This window comes from Pseudomonas jinjuensis, assembly GCF_900103845.1.
Lineage (GTDB): Bacteria > Pseudomonadota > Gammaproteobacteria > Pseudomonadales > Pseudomonadaceae > Pseudomonas > Pseudomonas jinjuensis.
The window spans coordinates 62835-88387 of the sequence record NZ_FNIJ01000016.1 but is presented as its reverse complement, the minus strand read 5'-3'; the positions used below and the strand labels follow the sequence as shown (position 1 = coordinate 88387).

At 66.4% G+C, this 25553-nt stretch carries 22 protein-coding genes; 15 read left to right on the top strand and 7 right to left on the bottom strand.

The annotated features are described in order from the left end of the window. Positions 1-101: 101 nt before the first annotated feature. Complete coding sequence (locus BLR75_RS20895; RefSeq protein WP_084313511.1) at positions 102-3965, bottom strand: bifunctional diguanylate cyclase/phosphodiesterase; 3864 nt, start codon at positions 3963-3965, stop codon at positions 102-104. 284 nt (positions 3966-4249) lie between these two features. On the opposite strand from BLR75_RS20895, the gene ettA reads away from it, so the two are divergent. Continuing rightward, entirely contained in the window at positions 4250-5914 is a 1665-nt protein-coding gene (gene ettA, locus BLR75_RS20890; RefSeq protein ID WP_084313513.1) for an energy-dependent translational throttle protein EttA, read from the top strand. Between the two features lie 243 nt (positions 5915-6157). After that, positions 6158-7495, top strand: a complete 1338-nt coding sequence (gene gdhA / locus BLR75_RS20885) for an NADP-specific glutamate dehydrogenase (RefSeq protein WP_084313515.1) — start codon at positions 6158-6160, stop codon at positions 7493-7495. Between the two features lie 185 nt (positions 7496-7680). Here the strand turns inward: gdhA and BLR75_RS20880 are convergent, their stop codons facing one another. From BLR75_RS20880 to BLR75_RS20870, 3 genes are all read right to left on the bottom strand, one after another. Continuing rightward, positions 7681-8895: an RtcB family protein gene (locus BLR75_RS20880; RefSeq protein ID WP_084313517.1), complete on the bottom strand. Its 1215-nt coding sequence runs from the start codon at positions 8893-8895 to the stop codon at positions 7681-7683. 44 nt (positions 8896-8939) lie between these two features. After that, on the bottom strand, positions 8940-10805 hold the full coding sequence (locus tag BLR75_RS20875) for an Lnb N-terminal periplasmic domain-containing protein (protein ID WP_084313519.1): 1866 nt from the start codon (positions 10803-10805) through the stop codon (positions 8940-8942). Positions 10806-10869: 64 nt separating this feature from the next. Next, positions 10870-11358: a DUF3015 domain-containing protein gene (locus BLR75_RS20870; RefSeq protein WP_084313521.1), complete on the bottom strand. Its 489-nt coding sequence runs from the start codon at positions 11356-11358 to the stop codon at positions 10870-10872. 227 nt (positions 11359-11585) lie between these two features. Between BLR75_RS20870 and BLR75_RS20865 the strand changes: the two genes are divergently transcribed. From BLR75_RS20865 to bamJ, 6 genes are all read left to right on the top strand, one after another. Continuing rightward, positions 11586-11909 carry a TraR/DksA family transcriptional regulator gene (locus tag BLR75_RS20865; protein ID WP_084313523.1) on the top strand — a complete coding sequence of 108 codons (324 nt, stop codon included), beginning with the start codon at positions 11586-11588 and terminating at the stop codon, positions 11907-11909. A gap of 99 nt (positions 11910-12008) precedes the next feature. Next, positions 12009-14486: a Lon protease family protein gene (locus tag BLR75_RS20860; protein WP_084313525.1), complete on the top strand. Its 2478-nt coding sequence runs from the start codon at positions 12009-12011 to the stop codon at positions 14484-14486. 188 nt (positions 14487-14674) lie between these two features. Continuing rightward, positions 14675-15016 carry a PA4575 family protein gene (locus BLR75_RS20855; protein WP_084313527.1) on the top strand — a complete coding sequence of 114 codons (342 nt, stop codon included), beginning with the start codon at positions 14675-14677 and terminating at the stop codon, positions 15014-15016. A gap of 164 nt (positions 15017-15180) precedes the next feature. Continuing rightward, a complete protein-coding gene (locus BLR75_RS20850; protein WP_084313529.1) occupies positions 15181-15675 on the top strand; it encodes a TIGR00645 family protein in 495 nt (164 codons plus the stop codon). 104 nt (positions 15676-15779) lie between these two features. Further along, on the top strand, positions 15780-16073 hold the full coding sequence (locus BLR75_RS20845; RefSeq protein WP_084313531.1) for a DUF6482 family protein: 294 nt from the start codon (positions 15780-15782) through the stop codon (positions 16071-16073). Between the two features lie 73 nt (positions 16074-16146). Then, on the top strand, positions 16147-16764 hold the full coding sequence (gene bamJ / locus BLR75_RS20840) for a BamJ family beta-barrel-assembly machinery protein (protein WP_084313533.1): 618 nt from the start codon (positions 16147-16149) through the stop codon (positions 16762-16764). 320 nt (positions 16765-17084) lie between these two features. On the opposite strand, the gene BLR75_RS20835 is transcribed toward bamJ, so the two are convergent. After that, entirely contained in the window at positions 17085-17309 is a 225-nt protein-coding gene (locus BLR75_RS20835; protein WP_084313535.1) for a PA4570 family protein, read from the bottom strand. 175 nt (positions 17310-17484) lie between these two features. Then, complete coding sequence (locus tag BLR75_RS20830) at positions 17485-18453, bottom strand: polyprenyl synthetase family protein (protein ID WP_084313536.1); 969 nt, start codon at positions 18451-18453, stop codon at positions 17485-17487. A 242-nt stretch (positions 18454-18695) separates the two neighbouring features. Between BLR75_RS20830 and rplU the strand changes: the two genes are divergently transcribed. The 5 genes from rplU (at position 18696) to BLR75_RS20805 (ending at position 22309) form a co-directional block, all read left to right on the top strand. Next, positions 18696-19007 carry a 50S ribosomal protein L21 gene (gene rplU / locus BLR75_RS20825; protein ID WP_084313538.1) on the top strand — a complete coding sequence of 104 codons (312 nt, stop codon included), beginning with the start codon at positions 18696-18698 and terminating at the stop codon, positions 19005-19007. Positions 19008-19031: 24 nt separating this feature from the next. After that, a complete protein-coding gene (rpmA, locus tag BLR75_RS20820) occupies positions 19032-19289 on the top strand; it encodes a 50S ribosomal protein L27 (RefSeq protein WP_009617551.1) in 258 nt (85 codons plus the stop codon). Positions 19290-19442: 153 nt separating this feature from the next. After that, positions 19443-20663 carry an Obg family GTPase CgtA gene (gene cgtA / locus BLR75_RS20815; RefSeq protein ID WP_084313540.1) on the top strand — a complete coding sequence of 407 codons (1221 nt, stop codon included), beginning with the start codon at positions 19443-19445 and terminating at the stop codon, positions 20661-20663. A gap of 53 nt (positions 20664-20716) precedes the next feature. Continuing rightward, positions 20717-21835, top strand: coding sequence for a glutamate 5-kinase (gene proB / locus BLR75_RS20810; RefSeq protein WP_084313542.1), 1119 nt, complete (start codon positions 20717-20719; stop codon positions 21833-21835). A gap of 12 nt (positions 21836-21847) precedes the next feature. Continuing rightward, positions 21848-22309 (top strand): CreA family protein, encoded by a 462-nt coding sequence (locus BLR75_RS20805; RefSeq protein ID WP_084313544.1) that lies wholly within the window; start codon positions 21848-21850, stop codon positions 22307-22309. 168 nt (positions 22310-22477) lie between these two features. On the opposite strand, the gene rpsT is transcribed toward BLR75_RS20805, so the two are convergent. Then, entirely contained in the window at positions 22478-22747 is a 270-nt protein-coding gene (rpsT, locus tag BLR75_RS20800; RefSeq protein WP_009617555.1) for a 30S ribosomal protein S20, read from the bottom strand. Between the two features lie 240 nt (positions 22748-22987). Between rpsT and murJ the strand changes: the two genes are divergently transcribed. Both murJ and ribF read left to right on the top strand, forming a co-directional pair. Next, positions 22988-24526 carry a murein biosynthesis integral membrane protein MurJ gene (gene murJ / locus BLR75_RS20795; protein ID WP_084313546.1) on the top strand — a complete coding sequence of 513 codons (1539 nt, stop codon included), beginning with the start codon at positions 22988-22990 and terminating at the stop codon, positions 24524-24526. A gap of 84 nt (positions 24527-24610) precedes the next feature. Next, complete coding sequence (ribF, locus tag BLR75_RS20790; RefSeq protein ID WP_084313548.1) at positions 24611-25549, top strand: bifunctional riboflavin kinase/FAD synthetase; 939 nt, start codon at positions 24611-24613, stop codon at positions 25547-25549. Positions 25550-25553: the final 4 nt, after the last annotated feature.

Genomic DNA, 25553 nt, shown 5'->3' with positions numbered 1-25553 from the left:
GGAAAAGGCGCGCATTCTAACCCATGCGCGCCGCGCTGGCATATGAAAGGCGGTCAAGTGACGGATAAGCGGCGCTCAGTTTGCCGCCGACCCTGCGGCCTTCATTCGATCAGCAGCAGCGCGTGGTTGACGTACAGCGCGGCGAACTGGTCCGCCGGCATCGGCCGGCCGAAGAGGAAGCCCTGCACCTCGTCGCACGAGTGTTCGCGGAGGAAGTCCAGCTGTTCCTGGCTCTCCACGCCCTCGGCGATCACCATCAGGTTCAGGCTGTGGGCCATGGCGATGATGGCGCGGGCGATCTGCGCGTCCTGTTCGCCGTGGGGCAGGCCGTCGACGAAGCTGCGGTCGATCTTCAGCACGTCGATGGGGAACTGCTTGAGGTAGTTGAGCGAGGAATAGCCGGTGCCGAAGTCGTCCACCGCCACCGCCAGGCCGAGGCGCTTCAACCCGGAGAGGGTCTGCATCGCCTGGGAGACGTCGCTCATCAGGATGCTTTCGGTCAGCTCCAGCTCCAGGCAGGCCGGCGGCGTGCCGGTCTCGTCGAGGATGTGGGCGATGCGCGTGCCCAACTGGCCGTCGGCGAACTGGCGCGCCGACAGGTTCACCGAGATCTTCGGCACCCGCACCTTCTCCCGGTGCCAGACCTTGAGCTGGCGGCAGGCCTCGCGCAGCAGCCAGTCGCCGACCTGGGCGATCAGGCCGAGCTCCTCCAGCACCGGCACGAACTCCGCCGGGGCGATCAGCCCGCGGCGCGGGTGCTGCCAGCGCAGCAGCGCCTCGGCGCCGGTCAGGCGGCGGCCGTCGCCGGTGAACTGCGGCTGGTAGTGCAGGGTGAACTCGTTCTGCTCGATGGCGCGGCGCAGGTCGCTTTCCAGTTCCAGGCGCTCCAGCGCGCGGGCGTTCATTTCCGCCTGGTAGAACTGGTAGTTGTTCTTGCCCACTTCCTTGGCGTGGTACATCGCCGTGTCGGCGTTCTTCATCAGCTTGTTCAGCTCGGCGCCGTCCTGCGGCGACAGCGCCACGCCGATGCTGGCGGTGACGAAGAACTCGCGGCCTTCCAGGGTGAACGGCCGGGCCAGGCTGGCGAGGATCTGCTCGGCGACCTGGATCGCCCGCATCAGCGCCTGTTCGCGGTTGCCCTGGCTCGGCAGCAACAGGGTGAACTCGTCGCCGCCCATGCGCGCCACGGTGTCGTCGTCGCTCACGCAACGGGTCAGGCGCTCGGCCACTTCCTTGAGCATGCGGTCGCCGGCGGCGTGGCCGAGGGAGTCGTTGATTGGCTTGAAGCGGTCGAGGTCGAGGAACATCAGCACCACCCACTGGCCGTGCCGCTCGGCGTGCAGCAGAGCGGTGTGCAGGCGGTCCTGGAACAGCGTGCGGTTGGGCAGGTGGGTGAGGGCGTCGTAGTAGGCCAGGCGGTGGATGCGCCGTTCGCTGGCCTTGCGCTCGCTGATGTCGCTGAAGAAGCAGACGAAGCTGACCAGGTCGCCGTCCTCGTCGTACACCGCGGTGATGCCGACCCAGGACGGATAGAGCCCGCCGCCGCGGCGCTTGAGGAGGATTTCCCCCTCCCAGTTGCCGTTGTTCTGCAGGCTGTCCAGCACGTGCATGAACTGGTTGCCGCCCTGGTTCTCGGCGGTGAGCATGCGCGTCTGCTGGTCCAGCACCTCGCTCGCCGAATAGCCGGTCAGGCGCGAGAAGGCGCTGTTGACCTGGACGATGTAGCCGGCCGGGTCGGTGACCATGATCGCCGTGGAGGAATGCTCGAACACCGTCGCCGACATGCGCATCTCGCGCTCCGCGCGGCGCTGCTGGGAAATGTCGCGGGCCACGCCGAGCAGGCCCTCGAAGCGTCCCTGTTCGTCCCACATCAGGGCGATGCGCAGCTCGATCGGCACCTTGCGGCCGTCGGCGCGCAGGCAGTCGAGGTGGAACAGGTGCGGCGCGCTGGACTCGCGCAGTTCCACCGCCAGCTGCGGATTGCCGATGGTCTCGCGGGCGCGGGCGAGCAGGGCGTTGAGCCGGTCGAGCTGCGACGGGTTGGTGACGATCTGCTGGAAGCCGTACTGCAGCGCCCATTCCGGGCTGTAGCCGAGGTTCTGCTGCAGCGAAGGGCTGATGTAGTTGAGGTTCAGCTCGGCGTCGGTGGAGAAGATCACGTCGCTGATGCTTTCCGCCAGCACGCGGTAGCGGCGGTTGCTCTCGTGCAGCGAGTCGTGGGATTCCACCGTGGCGGTGATGTCCTTGACCACGCCCAGCACCTTGCTCACGCGCCCCGAGGGATCGCGGCCGAAGGCCTGTTCGCGGATGTTCAGCCAGCGCCAGCTGCCGTCGTGATGGCGCCAGCGCAGCTGGCATTCGAGCAGCAGGTTGTCGCCGATCACCTGCTGCAGGTTGCGGATGCGCCAGTAGTATTCCTGGTCGTCGGGGTGCACCAGGGTGTGCCAGTTGCTCTCGCCGATGCGCTGCAGGTCGGCGCTGCTGTAGCCGAGCTTGGCGCCCAGGCGGTGGTTGCTGAACAGCAGCTTGCGGCTCGCCAGGTCCTGGATGTAGAGGGTGTCCGGCACCGCGCGGACCACGTCCGACCAGAACTTCTCGCGCTCCAGCAGGGACAGTTCCATCTGCTTGCGCTGGGTGATGTCCGCCAGGCTGATGGTCACCGCGCGCAGTTCTTCCAGTTGCTCGGGAATGCGCATCTGCAGCCAGACATGGCGCTTCTCGCCCTGCGGGGTGCGGATGACGGTTTCCAGCTCGATCATCCCGTGGCCGCCGAGCACCGCCGCGATGACCTTGCTGCGCGCGCCTTCGGGACGCATGCGCGCGGCGCCGATCATCTGTTCCCAGGCCTGCTCGACCGTGTGCACGCCGAGCAGGCGGCGGGCGATGCTGTTGATCTCGCGGATGCGGATCTTGCGCAGCATCCAGGCCTGGCGCTCGGGCTTCTCCGCCAGCCAGGCGCCCAGGTCCTCGGCGTTGTGCAGGCCCTGTTCGAGCAGGCTGTGGCGCAGCTCGGCGAGGTCGACCACGCACAGCGCCACGCCGGCATCCTCGAACATGGCCTGCTGGCTGCTGCGGATGGCCTCGGCCGGCGGCTGCACCGGAGGGGCCAGTTGCACCACCAGGGCGGGGTCCTGCCGGCGGTACAGGCGCCACAGGGCCGCGCCGGCGATACCGCCGACCAGCAGCAGGAGCGCCAGTTCGCTGGCGAGCCGGGGCAGCACGGCCTGGTACAGCGTGTGGCTGTCAAGCAGCGGGCGCAGCTGCCAGTCGGTGTTGGGGATCGGCAGCAGGCCCAGGCTCTGCGCCTGCTCGCGCGGCGTGGCGGCGCTCAGCGGGGTGCCCGGCAGGCCGCTGGAGCGGCTGAGCACCTTGTTCTTGTCGTGGTCTTCGAGCAGCCAGGCGACATTCGTGCGCATGTCCTCGGTCCAGGCGCGGCGCGCGGCGTCGCCGTCGAAGCGGATGATCCGCTCGCCGCTGCCGTCGCGCGGGCGCAGGAGCAGGTAGAGCAGCCCGCCGTGGTCCTCGCTGAAGGCGTAGTAGTAGGGCTCGCCGGCGGCGCGCTGGCGCAGCGCGGTGATGAACTGCTGGTCCATGATCGCGGCGCTGGTGTCGAGCAGGCGCTGGCCGCTGGCGTCCAGCCAGACCTGGCTGTGCAGGTAGGGGAAGAGGCCGCGCAGGGCCTCGCGCTGGTCGGCCGAGCCGGCGGCCAGGGTGCCGTGCTGTTCGATCAGCGTCTGCGCGGCGAGGGCCTTGAGCTTGAGCGTCAGGGTCAGGTTCTGCGCCAGCTGCTCGACGTGCAGCATGGTGCGTTGGCGCTCGTTGCGCTCGTGGTTGCGGAATTCGTCCAGGAGATGCCAGCCGGCCAGGCTGAGAAGCAGCAGAACGAGCAACAGGATGGCGCTTCGCGAGGCCAGTTTGCCTGTTGCGGCCAGGTGGGCCGATGGAGGATCAACGGGTTTGGACAAGAGCCGGCTACCTGGGGAGAGATGCGCGAATTTCTTCCCGATTAGGATGCCCGGAAGCGAGGCGAAGTGCCAGTAGGCCGACGAGCGTGGTTTGCCCTTCCGCGACCATTCCGGTAGCTTTGCCGCACGCGCGCGGGCGAAAGACGCCGCGCATTGTTCACGCGAGAGCGCTCGCGTCAACTGGCGGCGAATTGCAGCCGCCGGTCACATCGCCGAAAGCCGGATATCGTCAGCAATCCGGCGTCAATTTCCAGGTCATTTTTTCATCCAGAAGTCAGGTATCCATGGCTCAATACGTCTACACCATGCATAGGGTCGGCAAGATCGTTCCGCCCAAGCGTGAAATCCTCAAGGACATCTCCCTGTCGTTCTTCCCCGGCGCCAAGATCGGCGTGCTCGGCCTGAACGGCGCGGGTAAATCCACCCTGCTGCGCATCATGGCCGGCGTCGACACCGAGATCGAAGGCGAAGCCCGCCCCATGCCGGGCATCAATGTCGGCTACCTGCCGCAGGAGCCCAAGCTCGACCCGCAGGCCACCGTGCGTGAAGTGGTCGAGGAAGCCGTAGGCCAGATCAAGGCTGCCCAGGCGCGCCTGGACGAGGTCTACGCCGCCTACGCCGAGCCGGACGCCGACTTCGACGCCCTGGCCGCCGAGCAGGCCAAGCTGGAAGCCATCATCCACGCCTCCGACGGCCACAACCTTGAGCGCCAGCTGGAAGTCGCCGCTGACGCCCTGCGCCTGCCGCCGTGGGAAGCGAAGATCGAGCACCTCTCCGGTGGCGAGAAGCGCCGCGTGGCGCTGTGCCGCCTGCTGCTGTCGGCACCGGACATGCTGCTGCTGGACGAACCGACCAACCACCTGGACGCCGACTCGGTGGCCTGGCTGGAGCACTTCCTCCACGACTTCCCCGGCACCGTGGTGGCGATCACCCACGACCGCTACTTCCTCGACAACGTCGCCGGCTGGATTCTCGAACTGGACCGTGGCCACGGCATCCCGTTCGAAGGCAACTACTCCGGCTGGCTGGAATCCAAGGCCGCCCGCCTGGCCCAGGAAGCCAAGCAGGAAGCCTCCCACGCCAAGGCCATGAAGGCCGAGCTGGAATGGGTGCGCCAGGGCGCCAAGGGTCGCCAGGCCAAGTCCAAGGCCCGTCTGCAACGCTTCGAGGAGCTGCAATCGCAGGAATTCCAGAAGCGCAGCGAGACCAACGAGATCTACATCCCGGCCGGTCCGCGCCTGGGCGACAAGGTCATCGAGCTGCACAACGTCTGCAAGGGCTACGGCGATCGCGTGCTGATCGACAACCTGTCGCTGAGCATTCCCAAGGGCGCCATCGTCGGCGTGATCGGCGGCAACGGCGCGGGCAAGTCGACCCTGTTCCGCATGCTCATGGGCAAGGAGCAGCCGGATTCCGGCACCATCGACATCGGCGAAACCGTGCAGATCGCCAGCGTCGACCAGAGCCGCGACAGCCTGGAAGGCAACAAGACCGTGTGGGAGCAGGTCTCCGACGGTTTCGAGCAGATCAGGATCGGCAACTACGAAGTTCCGTCGCGCAGCTATGTCGGCCGCTTCAACTTCAAGGGCGGTGACCAGCAGAAGTTCGTCAAGGACCTCTCCGGCGGTGAGCGCGGCCGCCTGCACCTGGCGCTGACCCTGAAGCAGGGCGGCAACGTGCTGCTGCTCGACGAACCGTCCAACGACCTCGACGTGGAAACCCTGCGCGCGCTGGAAGAGGCGCTGCTGGACTTCCCCGGCTCGGCCATCGTGATTTCCCACGACCGCTGGTTCCTCGACCGGATCGCCACCCACATCCTCTCCTACGAGGACGACGGCCAGGTGACCTTCTTCGAAGGCAACTACACCGAGTTCGAGGCGGACCGCAGGAAGCGCCTCGGCGATGCTGCCGCCCAGCCGCACCGCGTGCGCTACAAGAAGCTGGCCTGACAGCCGGCTCGATAAAAACGGGACCTGCGGGCATCTGCGGGTCCCGTTTTTTTTGGTGCGTACCAGCCCTGATTTGGTGCAATTGTCTTTGGGCATTTCGGCCATAACTGCGGCGCCTTTTACATTTTTGCACCAAAAACTTTCATTAAAACGACAGATTGCACTATCGAGGGGCGCGCTCAAATTGCTACAGTTCGCGACCCTATAAAGCATCATCCAAAAAATAGAACTACCGGTGAAGCAATGATCCAGTCTGTCGACTCCTTCCTCGAGCGCCTGAAGCGGCGCGATCCCGACCAGCCCGAATTCCACCAGGCGGTGGAAGAGGTGCTGCGAACCCTGTGGCCGTTCCTCGAAGCCAACCCGCATTACATCGAGGCAGGCATCGTCGAGCGTATCGTCGAGCCCGAGCGCGCCATCCTGTTCCGGGTACCGTGGGTCGACGACAAGGGCCGCGTGCAGGTCAACCGCGGCTTCCGCGTGCAGATGAGCAGCGCCATCGGCCCGTACAAGGGCGGCCTGCGCTTCCACCCGTCGGTGAACCTCGGCGTGCTGAAGTTCCTCGCCTTCGAGCAGGTGTTCAAGAACTCGCTGACCTCGCTGCCCATGGGCGGCGGCAAGGGCGGTTCGGACTTCGATCCGAAGGGCAAGAGCGACGCCGAAGTGATGCGCTTCTGCCAGTCGTTCATGAGCGAACTGTACCGCCACGTCGGCGCTGACCTGGACGTGCCGGCCGGCGACATCGGCGTCGGCGGCCGCGAGATCGGCTACCTGTTCGGCCAGTACAAGCGCCTGGCCAACGAGTTCTCCTCGGTGCTGACCGGCAAGGGCCTGAGCTACGGCGGCAGCCTGATCCGTCCGGAAGCCACCGGCTACGGCTGCGTGTACTTCGCCCAGGAAATGCTCAAGCGCAGCGGCCAGGACTTCGACGGCAAGCGCGTGACCATCTCCGGTTCCGGCAACGTGGCGCAGTACGCCGCGCAGAAGGTCATGGAACTGGGCGGCAAGGTGATCTCGCTGTCCGACTCCGAAGGCACCCTGTACGCCGAGGGTGGCCTGACCGCCGAGCAGTGGGAATACCTGATGGACCTGAAGAACGTCCGTCGCGGCCGCATCAGCGAGATGGCCGCCCACTTCGGCCTGGAATTCCGTGCCGGCCAGCGTCCGTGGCACCTGCCGTGCGACATCGCCCTGCCGTGCGCCACCCAGAACGAACTGGACGCCGAAGACGCGCGCACCCTGCTGAAGAACGGCTGCATCTGCGTCGCCGAAGGCGCCAACATGCCGTCGACCCTGGAAGCGGTGGACCTGTTCATCGAGGCGGGCATCCACTACGCCCCGGGCAAGGCCTCCAACGCCGGCGGCGTGGCCACCAGCGGCCTGGAAATGAGCCAGAACGCCATGCGCCTGCACTGGACCGCCGGTGAAGTGGACCAGCGTCTGCACGGCATCATGCAGAACATCCACCACGCCTGCGTGCACTACGGCGAGGAAAACGGCCGCATCAACTACGTCAAGGGCGCCAACATCGCCGGCTTCGTCAAGGTCGCCGACGCCATGCTGGCCCAGGGCGTGGTCTGATCCGCCGCCCGCAGCAGGCTCGCTTCCCGTAGGAGCGAGCTTGCTCGCGAAGCATCCCCGAACGGGCCGCAGTCGCAGGATTGCGGCCCGTTTTTCATTTGGGCGATCGGCACGCGGTTCGAGCCGGGCGTTCGCGAGCAAGCTCGCTCCTGCAGGTCCGGAGTCTCCGCTCGACAGGGGGCTTGTCAGCCCTTCACGCACACCACCTGGCGCAGCGTATGCACCACCTCGACCAGGTCGCTCTGCGCCTGCATCACGCGGTCGATGTCCTTGTAGGCCATGGGAATCTCGTCGATCACGTCCTTGTCCTTGCGGCATTCGACGTGGGCGGTGGCGCGGGCCTGGTCTTCCACGCTGAAGCGCTTCTTCGCCTGGGTGCGGCTCATCACCCGGCCGGCGCCATGGCTGCAGGAGCAGAACGCCTCCTCGTTGCCGAGTCCGCGGACGATGAAGCTCTTCGCCCCCATGGAGCCGGGGATGATGCCCAGCTCGCCCTTCTGCGCCGACACCGCGCCCTTGCGCGTGACCAGCACCTCGCGGCCGAAGTGGCGTTCCTTCTGCACGTAGTTGTGGTGGCAGTTGACCGCCTCCAGGCTGGCCTCGAACGGCTTGCCGATGGCCCTGCGTGCGGCCCGGATCACCGTCTGCATCATCAGCGCGCGGTTCTGCCGGGCGAAGTCCTGGGCCCAGCCGACCGCTTCCACGTAGTCGGCGAAATGCCGGCTGCCTTCCTCGAAGTAGGCCAGGTCGCGGTCCGGCAGGTTGGCCATGTGCTGGCGCATGTCGGCCTGGGCCAGTTCGATGAACAGGCAGCCGATGGCGTTGCCCACCCCGCGCGAGCCGCTGTGCAGCATGAACCAGACGCGGTCGGCCTCGTCCAGGCAGACCTCGATGAAGTGGTTGCCGGTGCCGAGGGTGCCGAGGTGCTGGCGGTTGTTGGTCCTCTCCAGCTGCGGATACTTCGCGGTGATCGCCCGGAAGCGCCCGGCCAGGGTCTTCCAGGCGTCATCGGCGGCCTGCGGCACGTCGCTCCAGGCACCCTGGTCGTGGCGGCCGAAGGTCTTGCCGTGGGGCACGGCCTTCTCGATGGCGCTGCGCAGGCCGTGCAGGTTGTCCGGCAGGTCGCGGGCGTTCAGCGAGGTGCGCGCGGCGATCATGCCGCAGCCGATGTCGACGCCGACCGCCGCCGGGATGATGGCGCCGAGCGTGGGGATCACGCTGCCGATGGTCGAGCCCTTGCCCAGGTGGACGTCGGGCATCACCGCCAGGTGCTTGAAGATGAACGGCATCTTCGCCGTATTGAGCAGTTGCTGGCGGGCTTCGTCTTCCACCGGGACGCCCCGGGTCCAGAGCTTGATCGGTTTGCCGCCGGGGGCTTCGAGAATGGTCGGGCCGGACATGTCGTGCTTCCTGCCCGCCGTTGCGGCGGGCTTGGAGGAGGGGCTCAGTAATGGTACCAGCGCAGTTGCAGCATGACTTCGTTGACGGGACCTGCGAGGTGGCTGAACTCCCGCTGCGCCGACAGGCGCAGGCCGAGGTTGCGGCCGAGTTCGACCTGCTGGGCGAAGGCGAGGCTGCGGCGCACCTCGCCGTTGTGGAAGTAGTCGCCCCTGGCTTCCAGGGTCAGGTTGCCGAGACCGTTGCGCCAGAGCAGGCCGGAATCGAAACCGAGCGCCGGGGCGACGGTGGCGGCGAAGTCCTGGTTGTTCTCCAGGCGCCCGGTGCCGAGGGCGTAGAGCTGCAGGTCGTCGCCCAGCTTCCAGCTGCCGCCGGCGCCGCCGTCGAGGTGGCCGGCGAGGGTGTCGTGGCCGTCGTCGCTGTCCTTGCCGAGCACCCGCTCCCAGCCGCCGGCGACGCGCCAGGACAGCGGCTGCAGCAGCTCGTTGCGCGGCGTCAGCGAGCGGATGGTGACCAGGTCGAGCTGCTGCAGCTGCCAGCGGTTTTCCTCGTACTGGCGCAGCTTGAGCTGGCCGATCTCGATCTGCGCGCCGAGCGGGAAGCCGTAGGCGTTGTCGTCGAGGTCGTGGTAGGCCATGCGCAGGCCGTATTCGGCGAAGGCCCGGTCGTCGCGGCTGCCGAGGCCGAGCTGCCAGGTGCGCGACTGGTGGCCGTCTTCCGGCTGGCCGGGGCGCTCGATGTGCAGCGGCGGCGGTGGGTTGCGGTTGATCGCCCGCAGCAGGTTGTAGCTGCGCGAGGCGATGGTGCTGTCGCGCTCCTGGCCGGTGGCGCGGTAGCGCACCAGGCGGAAGGCGGTGTCCTGCACCAGCGCCTGGCGGGCGGTGGGCAGGCGGCGGAATTCGCCGCCGTCGAGCAGGCTGTCGTCGTCGGCCAGGTCGCGGGCCAGGCGTTTCTCGGCGTGGTCCAGCGGGGCGCCGCGGGCCAGCAGTTCGCGCTCGCGGGAGGGGCGGTAGTCGATCTGCTCGATCATCCCGGCGTTCTTCACCGCGCGCACGGTGTCGGTGGGGATCGCGGTGATCGGGAAGTCGTCGGTCAGCTCGACGCCGGGGCGGGCGATCTCCAGCAGTTCGAGCAGGCGGAACGAGCAGTTCTCGTCGAAGAAGTAGTACTTGAAGCGGATCTGCTTGAGCTCCCAGACGTGCTCGACCATGCGCCCGGTTTCCTCGGGCGTCAGGTTCAGCCGGTATTCCCACAGGTCGCGGTTCTCCAGCCGGCTGTATTCGGAGAGCTTCTCGCGGTAGGGCACCAGCGCGAAGAGGCCGGGATAGCCGCCCATCAGGCCCTTCCAGGCGTAGAGGATGCTGTTGTCCATGCCCTCGATGAAGGCGCCGAAGTTCAGTGCGTAGCTGAGCAGGGCGGTGTTGTTCGAGTCGACGTCGGCCTGGTCGATGCGCAGCAGGGTGTGGCCGAACATCGACGACGGGCTGTTCAGGTACGCGGCGGGGAACACCAGCACCGCGCTGTGCGGGTTGATGTCGCGGTACCAGGCCTGGAATTCCGGACACTCGACCTGCGGCAGGTCGTCGAGCTGCAACTGGTCGCGCAGCCAGCGGGTGCGCGCCGGGTAGACGCACTGGGCGTGCCTGTCGCCGAGGCCGGGCGGCGCGTAGAGCGCCTTCAGCGTGGCGGCCAGTTCGGCCTGCGGATGCTCGGCGCCATCGGGCGCGAGGAAGAAGTCCGGATCGTCGACGAAGCTGGTCCAGCCGCCGAGCCGGGCCGGCTGGTAGTGGCCGAGAGCGATCCAGTAAGGCTGGGCGGCCAGCTCCCGGGCGCGTTCGGCGCTGATCTCGGGGGCGGCGATGGAGGTGGCGCAGGCGCACAGCGCCAGCCAGGGCATCAGGCGTTTGAGCATTCGGGACCGGAGCCGGATGGAAAGAGAAAGCCCGCCGGAAGGCGGGCTGTTGCTGTTCGCTGGATCAGGCCTGCTCGGCGTACTTGGCCAGGCGGGCGTCCTGCTTCAGGATCTGCTGGGTGTTGGCGTAGACGTCGGCGGCGGTGACGTCGGCCCGGTCGAAGATCTGCGCGAAGTGCTCATGGGCGACCTCGGCGAAGTGGGCGCGGTCCTCCGGCTGCACGCCGAGTACCACGGCGTAGGTGGTGAGGGCTTCGCCGTCGCCCTTGGCCATGTCTTCGGAGAGTTCGTCCATGATGCTGCCGAGGACGACCATCGACTTGCCGCCATAGGTCAGCGCGCCGTTGGTGCGGCAGCCGTTGGTGCCGGTGGTCATGCCGAAGGTGTTGTTGCCGGAACTGCCGTTGGTGGTGGCGGCCAGCACGTGGGTGGCGACGCCGCGCTGTCCCTTGAACAGCAGGTTGCCCCAGCCGCAGCCGTCGCTGCCGGGCGCATCGGCGAGGGCGCTGAGCGAGGCCGTGGCCAGGAGGGTTCCGAGCAGAATCCTTTTCATCGTCGTATCTCTCTTTTTCCGGTTCGGGATCATAATTAACTGCTGACAGCAGGCAGCGCCTGCCAGAGCTTTTCGGAATGCCTTGAGGGTGTCAAGGCGCGCTGCCGGTCAGGCCCCCGCAGGAAAGCCGTCTGCCGCACGAGGTCCGGCCGTTTGATCGACATCAGCAGCGACTCGCCTGGAACCAGCCACACTGCAGAACAGTTCCCTTTTCGTGGAGGGCTTTCATGTCCGCATTCGATCCCCGTGCCGCGCTGGATGCGCTGGCTGCCGAGTATTCCAAGCGCGCGGAAGCGATCCGCCGGGATCTCGGGCGAACCCATTCCCCGGACTTCGCCGAACAGGCCCAGCAACGACAGAACGACGACGTATTGCGCGCCCTGCTGGCCGAGGCGGAGGCGGGCATGCGCCAGGTCGGGCTGGCCCGCCTGCGCCTGGCCGAGGGCAACTACGGCTACTGCGAACGCTGTGGCGAAGCGATCGAAAGCAGGCGCCTGGAAGCCCTGCCGGCGGCGGAATACTGCCTGCGCTGCGCCGATCTGCAGCACTGACCCCGGACATCGGCGGAGCGCCTTGCCAGTGGCATTCGGGCAGCGCGAGAATGCGGACAACTCTCCGCGGCGTCGCGCCGCTCGATGCAAGGACTCCCGATGCCCGAATCCATTGCCGCCGGCCTGCGCCTGGCGCCCGATGAACTGACCCGCCCCTTCTCGCCCGAGCAGTTTCCCTTCGCCACCACCGACGAGCTGGAGCCCTTCCGCGGCGTGCTCGGCCAGGAGCGCGCGGTGCAGGCCCTGCAGTTCGGCGTGGCCATGCCGCGTCCGGGCTACAACGTCTTCGTCATGGGCGAGCCGGGCACCGGCCGCTTCTCCTTCGTCCAGCGCTACCTGAAGGCCGAGGGCAAGCGCCTGGCCACTCCGGCCGACTGGGTCTACGTCAACAATTTCGATGAATCGCGCGAGCCCCGGGCCATCGAGCTGCCGCCGGGCAACGCCGCGGATTTCGGCGAGGATATCGACCAACTGATCGACAACCTGCTGTCGACCTTCCCCTCGGTGTTCGAGAGCCCGGCCTACCAGCAGAAGAAGAGCGCCATCGACCGCGCCTTCAACCAGCGCTATGACAAGGCCCTGGACGCCATCGAGCGCCGCGCCCTGGAGAAGGAGGTGGCGCTGTACCGCGACAGCGCGAACATCGCCTTCACCCCGATGAAGGACGGCAAGGCCCTCGACGAGGCCGAGTTCGCGCAGTTGCCGGAAGCCGAGCGCGAGCGCTTCCACGCCGACATCGCCGACCTCGAGGAACAGCTGAACGAGGAACTCGTCGGCCTGCCGCAATGGAAGCGCGAGTCGAGCAACCAGCTGCGCCAGCTCAACGAGGAAACCATCGCCCTGGCGCTGCAGCCGCTGCTGGCGCCGCTGGTGGAGAAGTACAACAACAACTCCGGGATCTGCGCCTATCTGCAGGCGATGCAGCTCAACCTGCTGAAGACCGTCGTCGACCAGCTGGGCGACGAGGGCCGCGCCGACCCGCAGCGCAAGCTGATGCTGGTGGAACAGTACGCGCCGAACCAGGTGATCGGCCACCACACCACCAGTGGCGCGCCGGTGGTGTTCGAGTCGCACCCGACCTACGACAACCTGTTCGGCCGCATCGAGTACTCCTCCGACCAGGGCGCGCTGTACACCAGCTACCGCCAGCTGCGCCCGGGCGCGCTGCACCGCGCCAACGGCGGCTTCCTGGTGCTGGAGGCGGAGAAGCTGCTCGGCGAGCCCTTCGTCTGGGATGCGCTCAAGCGCGCCCTGCAGTCGCGCCAGCTGAAGATGGAATCGCCGCTGGCCGAACTGGGCCGCCTGGCCGCCATGACCCTGACGCCGCAGGTGATCCCGCTGCAGCTGAAGGTGATCATCATCGGCTCGCGGCAGATCTACTACACGCTGCAGGACCTCGATCCGGACTTCCAGGAAATGTTCCGCGTGCTGGTGGACTTCGACGAAGACATCCCGCTGGGCGACGACACCCTGGAGCAGTTCTCCCAGCTGCTGAAGACGCGCACCTCGGAAGAGGGCCTGGCGCCGCTGACGTCCGCCGCGGTGGCGCGCCTGGCGACCTACAGCGCGCGCCTGGCCGAGCACCAGGGGCGGCTGTCGGCGCGGATCAGCGACCTGTTCCAACTGGTCAGCGAGGCCGATTTCATCCGCCAGCTGGCCAACGAGGAGGTCACCGACCTCGGCCATATCGAACGCGCCCTGAAGGCCAAGGAAACCCGCACCGGCCGCGTTTCCGCGCGGGTGCTGGACGACATGCTGGCGGGGATCATCCTGATCGATACCGAAGGCGCCGCGGTGGGCAAGTGCAACGGCCTGACGGTGCTGGAAGTGGGCGATACCGCCTTCGGCGTGCCGGCGCGGATTTCCGCCACGGTCTACCCGGGCAGCAGCGGCATCGTCGACATCGAGCGCGAGGTCAACCTCGGCCAGCCGATCCACTCCAAGGGCGTGATGATCCTCACCGGCTACCTCGGCAGCCGCTACGCCCAGGAATTCCCCCTGGAGATTTCCGCCAGCATCGCCCTGGAGCAGTCCTACGGCTACGTCGATGGCGACAGCGCCTCGCTGGGCGAGGTCTGCACGCTGATCTCGGCGCTGTCGCGCACGCCGCTGCGGCAGTGCTTCGCCATCACCGGCTCGATCAACCAGTTCGGCGAAGTGCAGGCGGTCGGCGGGGTCAACGAGAAGATCGAGGGCTTCTTCCGCCTCTGCGAGGCGCGCGGCCTGACCGGCGAGCAGGGAGTGATCATCCCGCACGCCAACATCACCACCCTGATGCTCGACGAGCGCGTGCTGCAGGCGGTGCGCAACGGCCTGTTCCACGTCTACGCCGTGCGCCAGGTCGACGAGGCGCTGAGCCTGCTGGTCGGCCAGCCGGCCGGAGAGCCGGACGAGAAGGGCAACTTCCCGGCCGGCAGCGTGAATGCGCGGGTCGTCGAGCGCCTGCGGGAAATCGCCGAGATGGACGTGGAAGACGAGGACAAGGACAAGCCGCTGAAGGAGCTGGCGGCCAAGGTCGCCAAATCCAGGGCGCCGGTGGAAAAGGAACGCGCGCGCAAGAAGAAGGACGCTGACTGACCGGCCTCTCCGGGGCGTGGCTGGGCAGTCGCCGAGCAGCGCCCCGGAACCGCGCAGCGGCGCTGTTCCGCTGCGCTTCTCCAAATCCTCTCCACAGGGTTATCCACAGAACGGCTGGACAAGTTCGGCGCTTTCTCACGTGCTAGGCTGGGTGTAGGCTCAAATCAGCCAACCGCGAGGGTGCCGCCATGCCGCGTAACCTCTGCCTTATCCGCCCCTGCCTGGGGCTGACCACGCGAATCGAATGCGAGATCAGGCCGCTGGCCGGAGAGAAGGGACTCTGGACACTGCTCTGCGCCGCCGGGATGGCGGGTGCGCAACCCACTGCGATCAAGGCGCAGGGCCCGTTTCCCGGGCCTTTCGTGGCGGAAGGGGTGCTCGAGGCGATCGCCGATTGCCTGGCCCAGCAGGGTTACATCGTTGCGGACGACCCGCAGATCTGGCAGCTCCACCTGCAGGCGGAACTGCGACGGTTGAATGGCGAGCGCGTGCGTAATATCGGCGACTACCAGTTCCATCCGGAACCCTGATCCGGCCCTGCACAGACTTTGCCCAACCCGCTGCAGGCCGCATGACGCCTCGGTGACAGGCATCCATCCTGCCATCGTTCACATATTTATCCACAGTTTCGCTGGATAACTCGCAGCACCTGTTCGGATATACTCGCGGACTTTCGACCAACCTTGCGAGTGCTATGGAACGCTTCATCGAAAATGGCCTGTACGCCGCGCGCTGGCTGCTGGCGCCCATCTACATCGGTCTGTCGCTGGCCCTGCTGGCGCTGACCCTCAAGTTCTTCCAGGAAATCGTCCATGTGCTGCCCAGCGTCTTCAGCATCGCCGAGGCGGACCTGGTGCTGGTCATCCTCTCGCTGATCGACATGGCGCTGGTGGGCGGCCTGCTGGTGATGGTGATGTTCTCCGGCTACGAGAACTTCGTGTCGCAGCTGGACATCGACGAGAGCAAGGACAAGCTCAACTGGCTGGGCAAGATGGACGCCGGTTCGCTGAAGAACAAGGTGGCGGCCTCCATCGTGGCGATCTCCTCGATCCATCTGCTGCGCATCTTCATGGATGCGAAGAACGTCCCGGACAACAAGCTGATGTGGTACGTGATCATCCACCTCACCTTCGTGCTGTCGGCGTTCGCCATGGGTTACCTGGACAAGCTGACCCGCCACGACCACTGATCCCGCCAGTACCCGCGCCGCCCGCCCGCCGCAAAACGGACGGGCGGCCTTGCACCCTGCGCCTGCTGTACGAGACTTTCAGCGAAGACTGCGGAGGTGCGCCCATGAATCTCAACGAGTTGACCAGCCGCTCCCGGGCGGGAGATGTAGACGAGTTGCGCCTGGTTTCCATGGAAGGCGACATCTACGTGCTGGAAGCGCGCATCGGCCAGCGTTACCACCCGATCCAGGACCGGGTCGGGCATATCCTGACCATCCGCTCGGTGGAGCATGCCCGCCAGCTGCTCTCCGGCCTGCCGACCCTGCCTTTCCATCTGGTGCATGCGGTGGTGCATGACGAGATGTGCGGCATGGAAAGTACCGAGGCGGACCAGGGGATGCCGATTCCGCTGCACTGAGGGGGCGCGGGTTGAAGAGCAGGCGGCCTTCTATGCTAGGCTGGCCGCCCTTTTCACCCTGCGGAGCCCCGCCATGAGCGAACTCAACCTTTCCACCGACGAAGCCCGTGTCAGCTATGGCATCGGCCGCCAGCTGGGCGATCAACTGCGCGCCAATCCCGTGCCGGGCATGAGCCTGGATGCCGTCCTGGCAGGCCTCGCCGATGCCTTCGCCGGTGCTGAAAGCCGTGTCGCTGCCGACGCGCTGTCCGCCAGCTTCCAGGTATTGCGCCAGCGCATGCAGGCCGAAGCCCAGGCCAAGGCCGAAGCGGCCGCCGGCGCCGGCAAGGCCTACCTGGCCGACAACGCCAAGCGCGAAGGCGTGACCACCCTGCCGTCCGGCCTGCAGTACGAAGTGCTGGTGGCGGGCGAGGGCGCCAAGCCGTCCCGCGAGGACACCGTGCGCACCCACTACCACGGCACCCTGATCGACGGCACCGTGTTCGACAGCTCCTACCAGCGCGGCGAGCCGGCCGAATTCCCGGTTGGCGGCGTGATCGCCGGCTGGATCGAGGCCCTGCAGCTGATGAACACCGGCAGCAAATGGCGCCTGCACGTGCCGAGCGAACTGGCCTACGGCGGCCAGTCCGTCGGCAGCATCCCGCCGCACAGCGTGCTGGTGTTCGACGTCGAGCTGCTGGAAATCCTCTGATTTCCCGCTAGCCGGCAAGGGGGCGTTCGCGCCCCCTTGTCGTTCATGGCGTTCATGCGCGCTGCTGCGGTTCGCGGGCAAAAAGTTCGCGCCGTGGCCAACCGCTGGTGTAGGGCGCATGAAGCGGAACGCTTCATGCGCCGAAAGGCCGTGCCGATGGGATGGTGGATAACGCTGGCGCGTTATGCACCCTATCCGGACATTCCAGCGAAACCGCGTAGGCGCAACTGTCTTGGAATCTCAGCGCATTTTGTTCGCGAGCAGGAGCGGGCCATGCCCGCGACAGCGCAGGGCGGCTACAACCCGCCGGCAATCCCGCTTCAGCGCAGCGCCCGCGCATAGCAGAACAGGAACAGGCTGCGTACCAGCTCCTTCAGCACCTGCGGCTCGCTGGTGCCGAGTTCGGCCATGTCCAGCCCGCCCTGTTCGCGCAGTTCGTCCAGGGCGTCTTCCTCCAGCACGGCGCAGACTTCGCCGGTGGAGCGGTTGAGGATGCGCAGATAGGGGTGGGGGCGGTCCAGCCAGGCATCGATCATGTAGGTCATGGTGCATTCTCCGTGACAAGGCTTTAATGAGAATAATTCTTATTATCTTAATAGCAAGCCTTGATTGCACCTTTCCTGAAAAAAATTGCAGCCACCTGCCAGAAGTCACCGCCCCGAAAAGTACGACGCCCGCCGCGGCAGGGCCGGGCGGGCGTCGTATGGCGCGAGGCCGGGATCAGTGGGTACGGGCCACGGCGAACTCGCAGAGTTCGATCAGTGCGGCGCGGTACTCGTTGTCCGGCAGCACCTTCAGGCAGTCGATGGCGCGGGCGGAATACTCGCGCGCCAGGCGGGCGGTGTAGTCCAGGGCGCCGGCCGCTTCCACCGCGGCGCGGATGCCTTCCAGGTCCTGGCTGCCGCCCTGCTGGATGGCCTTGCGCACCAGGGTGGCCTGTTCCGGCGTGCCGTCGCGCATGGTGACGATCAGCGGCAGGGTCGGCTTGCCTTCGGCGAGGTCGTCGCCGACGTTCTTGCCCATGCTGGCGGCGTCGCCGCGGTAGTCGAGCAGGTCGTCGACCAGCTGGAAGGCGATGCCCAGCGCGTCACCGAACTGGCGCAGCGCTTCGGCCTGTTCCGCGGAGGCATGGGCCAGAACCGCGGCGCCGTGGGTGGAGGCTTCGAAGAGCATCGCGGTCTTGCCGCGGATGACTTCCATATAGGTTTCTTCGGTGGTGCTGGCGTCGCGGATCTTGGTCAGCTGCAGCACTTCGCCCTCGGCGATCACCCGGGTGGCCTGGGAGATGATCTGCATGACCGGCATGGAGCCCAGCGCCACCATCATTTCGAAGGAACGTGCATAGAGGAAGTCGCCGACCAGCACGCTCGGCGCATTGCCCCACTGGGCATTGGCGGTGGCGCGGCCGCGGCGCAGGCCGGAGGCGTCGACCACGTCGTCATGCAGCAGGGTGGAGGTGTGCAGGAATTCGATGATCGCGGCGAGCAGGCGCAGGTCGTCGTTGGAGTAGCCAAGAGCCTTGCCGGAGAGCAGCACCAGCAGGGGGCGCAGGCGCTTGCCGCCGGCGGAGATGATGTAGTCGCCGATCTTTTCCACCAGGGGGACGCGGGAAGAGAGTTGTTGGCGGATGATGCCGTCGACGGCGGTGAAATCGTCCGCGACCACGCGATAGAAAGCCTGGGGTTGCATCAAGGACAGCGCTCCTCTTAGATTGCGCGGCATGCTAGGTGGCAGGGGGTGGGCTGTCAAGGAAAGCCCCGCGGGGCCTTGCCTCGGGCCGGCGCTTTCCGTACAATCGCGGCCCCGAACTTCCATGGCACATCCTGCCTTACGCAATTGCAAGGGCGTCCGCTTCCGGCCCCGAGCAGCCATGCCGACCGATTCCTCTTCCTATAAAGCGTCGGGTGAGCAGGTCTAACGGAGACATCCAGATGTACGCAGTTATTGTTACCGGTGGCAAGCAGCACAAAGTCACCGAAGGCGAATTCCTCAAGGTCGAGAAGCTCGACGTAGCGACCGGCGAAGCCATCGACTTCGACCGCGTTCTGCTGGTTGCCAATGGCGACGACGTCAAGATCGGCCTGCCGGTGGTAGAAGGTGCGAAAGTGACCGCTGAAGTGGTATCCCACGGCCGTCACGACAAAGTGAGCATCATCAAGTTCCGCCGTCGTAAGCACCACATGAAGCGTCAGGGCCACCGCCAGTGGTTCACTGAAATCAAGATCACCGGCATCCAGGCCTAATTCCTTTTTTGGAGGATTTGACTCATGGCACACAAGAAAGCTGGCGGTAGTACCCGCAACGGCCGCGATTCCGAAAGTAAACGCCTTGGCGTGAAACTGTTCGGCAGCCAGGCTGTTAAAGCAGGCAACATCATCGTGCGTCAGCGCGGCACCCAGTTCCACGCTGGCTACGGCGTTGGCATGGGCAAGGATCACACCCTGTTCGCCAAGATCGACGGCGTGATCAAGTTCGAAGTGAAAGGCGCCTTTGGCCGTCGCTATGTAAGCGTCGTCGCTGCCTAAGCGAGCGTTCACCGAAGAAGCCCTGTCTCGCGACAGGGCTTTTTTGTTTCTGGCGTTTATTCGGCGGGCCGCAGAGAACTGCGTTTGCGCGGCCTTGCCTGTATCCTATGCTCCTTTTCTTATTCAACCCGCCGTGCGGCGGGAGGCGTTCCCATGAAATTCGTCGATGAAGTATCCATTCACGTGAAAGCCGGTGACGGCGGCAATGGCCTCATGAGCTTTCGCCGCGAGAAGTTCATCGAAAAAGGTGGCCCCAACGGCGGTGACGGTGGCGACGGCGGCTCGATATTCCTCGAGGCCGACGAGAACCTGAACACCCTGGTGGACTATCGCTATACCCGCCGCTTCGATGCGCAGCGCGGCCAGAACGGCGGCAGCAAGGACTGCACCGGCGCCAAGGGCGATGACCTGGTCCTGCCGGTGCCGGTCGGAACCACGATTATCGATGCCGCTACCCAGGAAATCATCGGTGACCTGACCCGGCCGGGGCAGCGCCTGATGGTCGCCCAGGGCGGCTGGCACGGTCTCGGCAACACCCGCTTCAAGTCCAGCACCAACCGTGCGCCGCGCCAGACCACCCCGGGCAAGCCGGGCGAGGCGCGCGACCTCAAGCTGGAGCTGAAGGTGCTGGCCGACGTCGGCCTGCTCGGCCTGCCGAATGCCGGCAAGAGCACCTTCATCCGCGCGGTCTCGGCGGCCAAGCCGAAGGTGGCGGACTATCCCTTCACCACCCTGGTGCCGAACCTTGGCGTGGTCAGCGTCGGCCGCTTCAAGAGCTTCGTGGTCGCGGACATTCCCGGTCTGATCGAGGGGGCCTCGGAAGGCGCCGGCCTCGGCATCCGCTTCCTCAAGCACCTGGCGCGCACCCGCCTGCTGCTGCACCTCGTGGACATGGCGCCGCTGGACGAGAGCGATCCGGCCGATGCGGCGGAAACCATCGTCAACGAGCTGGGCAAGTTCAGCCCGGCGCTGGCCGATCGCGACCGCTGGCTGGTGCTGAACAAGATGGACCAGATCCTCGAGCCGGAAGAGTGCGAGCGGCGCAAGCGGGCGGTGATCGAGCGCCTGGGCTGGGAAGGCCCGGTCTACGTGATCTCCGCCCTGGAGCGCGAAGGCACCGAGGCGCTCAGCCAGGACATCATGAAGTACCTGGACGAGCGTGCGCTGCGCATGGAAGAGGACCCGGCATATGCCGAGGCGCTGGCCGAGCTGGATCAGCGCATCGAGGATGAGGCGCGGGCGCGCCTGCAGGCCCTGGATGACGCGCGCGCGTTGCGCCGTGCCGGTCTGAAGAGTGCCGACGACCTCGACGACGACGATGATTTCGACGACGAGGACGACGGCGACGGGCCGGAAATCTTCTACGTACCCTGATCGGCGCTGCGGGCGCCGGTCCGATGCAACAGCTGACTTCGTAAGGTTGATGTATGCGTGAGAAAGTGACCGGCGCGCGGCGCTGGGTGGTGAAGATCGGCAGCGCCCTGCTCACGGCCGACGGCCGGGGGCTGGATCGCGATGCGATGGCGGTATGGGTCGAGCAGATGGTCGCCCTGCACTGCGCCGGCGTCGAGCTGGTGCTGGTGTCCTCCGGCGCGGTGGCGGCGGGCATGAGCCGCCTGGGCTGGGTTTCCCGGCCGGGCGACATGCACGAGCTGCAGGCTGCCGCGGCGGTCGGGCAGATGGGGCTGGTGCAGGCGTGGGAGTCCAGCTTCGCGACCCACGGCCTGCAGACCGCCCAGGTGCTGCTGACCCATGACGACCTCTCCGACCGCAAGCGCTACCTGAACGCCCGCAATACCCTGCGCACCCTGGTCGATCTCGGCGTGATCCCGGTGATCAACGAGAACGACACCGTGGTCACCGACGAGATCCGCTTCGGCGACAACGATACCCTGGCGGCGCTGGTCGCCAACCTGGTGGAGGCGGACCTGCTGGTGATCCTCACCGATCGCGATGGCATGTTCGACGCCGACCCGCGCAACAATCCCGATGCCCAGCTGATCTACGAAGCCCGTGCCGACGACCCGCAGCTGGACGAAGTGGCTGGCGGCAGCGCCGGTGCGCTCGGTCGCGGCGGCATGCAGACCAAGCTGCGCGCGGCGCGGCTGGCGGCGCGTTCCGGTGCGCACACGGTGATCGTGGGCGGACGCATCGAGCGCGTGCTCGACCGTCTGCGCGCCGGCGAGCGCCTCGGCACCCTGCTGACCCCCGAGCGGAGCCGCAAGGCCGCGCGCAAGCAGTGGCTGGCCGGTCACCTGCAGATGCGCGGCACCCTGGTGCTGGACGATGGCGCGGTCAAGGCGCTGGTGCAGTCTCACAAGAGCCTGCTGCCGGTGGGTGTGAAGGCGCTGCAGGGCAGCTTCCGCCGCGGCGAGATGGTGGTCTGCGTCGACCTGCAGGGGCGCGAGGTCGCCCGCGGCCTGGCCAACTACAGCGCGGCCGAGGCGCAGAAGATCATCGGTCAGCCGACCGACGCCATCGCCAGTCTGCTCGGCTATGTCGACGGGCCCGAGCTGGTGCATCGCGACAATCTGGTTTTGGTGTAGGGGAGGGCGGCGATGCGTGCATTCAAGGGACTGGTCGGGGCGTTGCTGCTGCTTCCGGCGCTGGCCGGGGCGGAGGAGATCGGCGAGGTTTCCACTGTGTTCAAGTGGGTCGGGCCGAACGACAAGATAGTCGTCGAGGCTTTCGATGATCCGCAGGTGGAAGGCGTGACCTGCTACCTGTCGCGGGCCAAGACCGGCGGCGTGAAGGGCGGGTTGGGCCTGGCCGAGGATCGCGCCGAGGCTTCCATCGCCTGTCGCCAGATCGGGCCGATCCGCTTCAAGCGCGAGCTGAAGGATGGCGAGGAAGTGTTCCAGCAGCGCACCTCGCTGGTGTTCAAGACCATGCAGGTGGTGCGCTTCTTCGACGAGAAGCGCAATTCGCTGGTCTATCTGGTCTACAGCGACCGGGTGATCGAGGGCAGTCCGCAGAATGCGGTGACGGCCATTCCGATTATGCCGTGGCCGGTGAAATAAGCCTTCTGGAAGCTTTTCTGTAGGAGCGAGCTTGCTCGCGAAAAAAGCCTCCGGACACCTTTCGACTGACGGAAGGCACCATTCGCGAGCAAGCTCGCTCCTACGAAGAGCGTGTTTCGCGGGCAATAAAAAACCGGCCCTGGGGCCGGTTTTTCAAGAACGGAACGCTTATGCGGTGGCCAGGGCCTTCACGTGGGCGTTCAGGCGGCTCTTGTGACGAGCGGCCTTGTTCTTGTGGATGATGCCTTTGTCAGCCATGCGATCGATGACCGGTACGGCAGCAACCAGGGCGGCCTGGGCTTTCGGCAGGTCTTTGGCATCGACAGCCTTGACTACGTTCTTGATGTAGGTGCGAACCATGGAACGCAGGCTGGCGTTGTGGCTGCGACGCTTCTCAGCCTGTTTGGCGCGTTTTTTGGCGGAAGGTGTGTTGGCCACCGTCGAGCTCCTCGAGAAAAACTTGGGATGTAGCGAATAAATTAAGGCCGCGAATGATGCCGTCGCATGGGGGGCTTGTCAAGCGTATACGCGCCCGCCGACGAGCGGCGCCGCGGCCTGCGACAGGATGATTTATTCGCGCCGCAGCCCTAAACTCCACGGCTTTCGTTTGCCGCCGGGCATGGCGGCGAGGCGCGCGTCCGGGCGGCGGCGCCCACAGGAAGCGGACGTACGGACGGTATGAATCTACTCAAGTCACTGGCTGCGGTCAGTTCCATGACCATGATTTCGCGTGTGCTCGGCTTCGTCCGGGACACCATCGTGGCGCGCATGTTCGGCGCGGGCATGGCCACCGACGCCTTCTTCGTGGCCTTCAAGCTGCCCAACCTGCTGCGCCGCATCTTCGCCGAGGGCGCCTTTTCCCAGGCGTTCGTGCCGATCCTGGCGGAGTACAAGACCCAGCAGGGCGAGGAGGCCACGCGCACCTTCATCGCCTACGTTTCCGGCCTGCTGACCCTGGTCCTCGCCGTGGTCACCGCGCTGGGCATCCTCGCCGCGCCCTGGGTGATCTGGGTGACCGCGCCGGGCTTCGCCGACACGCCGGAGAAGTTCGACCTCACCGCCGACCTGCTGCGGGTGACCTTCCCCTACATCCTGCTGATCTCGCTGGCCTCGCTGGCCGGGGCGATCCTCAATACCTGGAATCGCTTCTCGGTGCCGGCCTTCGTGCCGACCCTGCTGAACGTCAGCATGATCGTGTTCTCGCTGTTCCTCACCCCGTACTTCGACCCGCCGGTAATGGCGCTGGGCTGGGCGGTGCTGGTCGGCGGCCTGGCGCAGCTGCTCTACCAGCTGCCGCACCTGAAGAAGATCGGCATGCTCGTGCTGCCGCGCCTGAACCTGCGCGACACCGGCGTCTGGCGCGTGCTGAAGCAGATGGGGCCGGCGATCCTCGGGGTCTCGGTGAGCCAGATCTCGCTGATCATCAACACCATCTTCGCCTCCTTCCTGGTCGCCGGCTCGGTGTCCTGGATGTACTACGCCGACCGCCTGATGGAGCTGCCGTCCGGCGTGCTCGGCGTGGCGCTGGGCACCATCCTGCTGCCGTCGCTGGCCAAGACCTACGCCAGCGACGATCGCCACGAGTATTCGCGCCTGATGGACTGGGGGCTGCGCCTGTGCTTCATGCTGGCGCTGCCCTGTTCGCTGGCGCTGGCGCTGATTTCCGAGCCGCTGACGGTTTCCCTGTTCCAGTACGGCAAGTTCGGCGCCCATGACGCGCTGATGACCCAGCGCGCGCTGATCGCCTACGCCGTCGGCCTGCTCGGCATCATCCTGGTGAAGGTGCTGGCGCCGGGCTTCTACGCGCGGCAGAACATCAGGACGCCGGTGAAGATCGCGCTGTTCACCCTGGCTTCGACCCAGTTGATGAACATCGCCTTCATCGGCCCGCTCAAGCACGTCGGCCTGGCCCTCGCCATCAGCCTTGCCGCCTGCCTGAACGCCGGGCTGCTGTACTGGCAGCTGCGCAGCAAGCGCCTGTTCGAGCCGCAGCCGGGCTGGCTGAAGTTCCTCGCCAAGCTGGTCGCCGCCGTGCTGGTGATGGCCGCGGTGCTGCTGGCGCTGATGCATTACATGCCGGCCTGGGACCAGGGCGAGATGCCGATCAGGCTGACGCGCCTGGGGCTGCTGGTGATGGCCGGGGTGATCGCCTACTTCGGCATGCTGGCGCTGCTGGGCTTCCGCATCCGCGACTTTTCACGGCGCTCGATATCCTGATCCGCCGTCGCGGTCGGGGTTTGAGCCTGTCGCAGGACGGCGGGTACAGGTATAATCGACCACTTTCTGAGCAATACGCGCACCATGCAGCTGCTTCGAGGCTTACATAACCTGCGGCCCTTCTCCGGGGGCTGCGTCGCCACCATCGGCAATTTCGACGGCGTCCATCTTGGCCACCAGGCGATCCTGGGGCGTCTGCACGAGCGCTCGCTGGAGCTCGGCGTGCCGAGCTGCGTGGTGATCTTCGAGCCGCAGCCGCGCGAGTTCTTCGCCCCGGACGCCGCGCCGGTGCGCCTGACCCGCCTGCGCGAGAAGCTCGAACTGCTGCGCGAGCAGGGCGTCGACTTCGTCCTCTGCCTGCCGTTCAACCGCCGGCTGCGTGAGCTGTCCGCCGACGAGTTCGTCCGCCAGGTGCTGGTGGACGGGCTGAAGGTGCAGCATCTGGAGGTCGGCGACGATTTCCGCTTCGGCTGCGACCGTTCCGGCGACTTCGCCTTCCTCGCCGTCGCCGGCGAGGCCCAGGGTTTCAGCGTCGAAGCCGCCACCACGGTGGAGATCGACGGCATCCGGGTGAGCAGTTCGCGCATCCGCGAAGTGCTGGCCGAGGGCGACCTGCATACCGCCGGGCGCCTGCTCGGACGCCCCTTCAGTCTGAGCGGCCGCGTGCTGCACGGGCAGAAGCTGGGCCGCACGCTCGGTTCGCCCACCGCGAACATCCAATTGAAGCGCCGCAAGGCGCCGCTGAATGGCGTATTCCTGGTCAGCACCCTGGTCGATGGCCAGCGCTGCCCCGGCGTCGCCAATATCGGCACGCGACCGTCGGTGAAAGGCGACGGCCGCCCCCACCTGGAAGTGCATCTGCTGGAGTTTTCCGGCGACCTGTATGGCCGCCACCTGGATGTGACCTTCCACCACAAGCTGCGTGATGAGCAGCGCTTCGCTTCCCTCGAGGAGCTGAAGGCGGCGATCCTCGCGGACATCGCCGCCGCCCGGGCCTACTGGCTGGGCCAACCGCTTGATTGAAGAG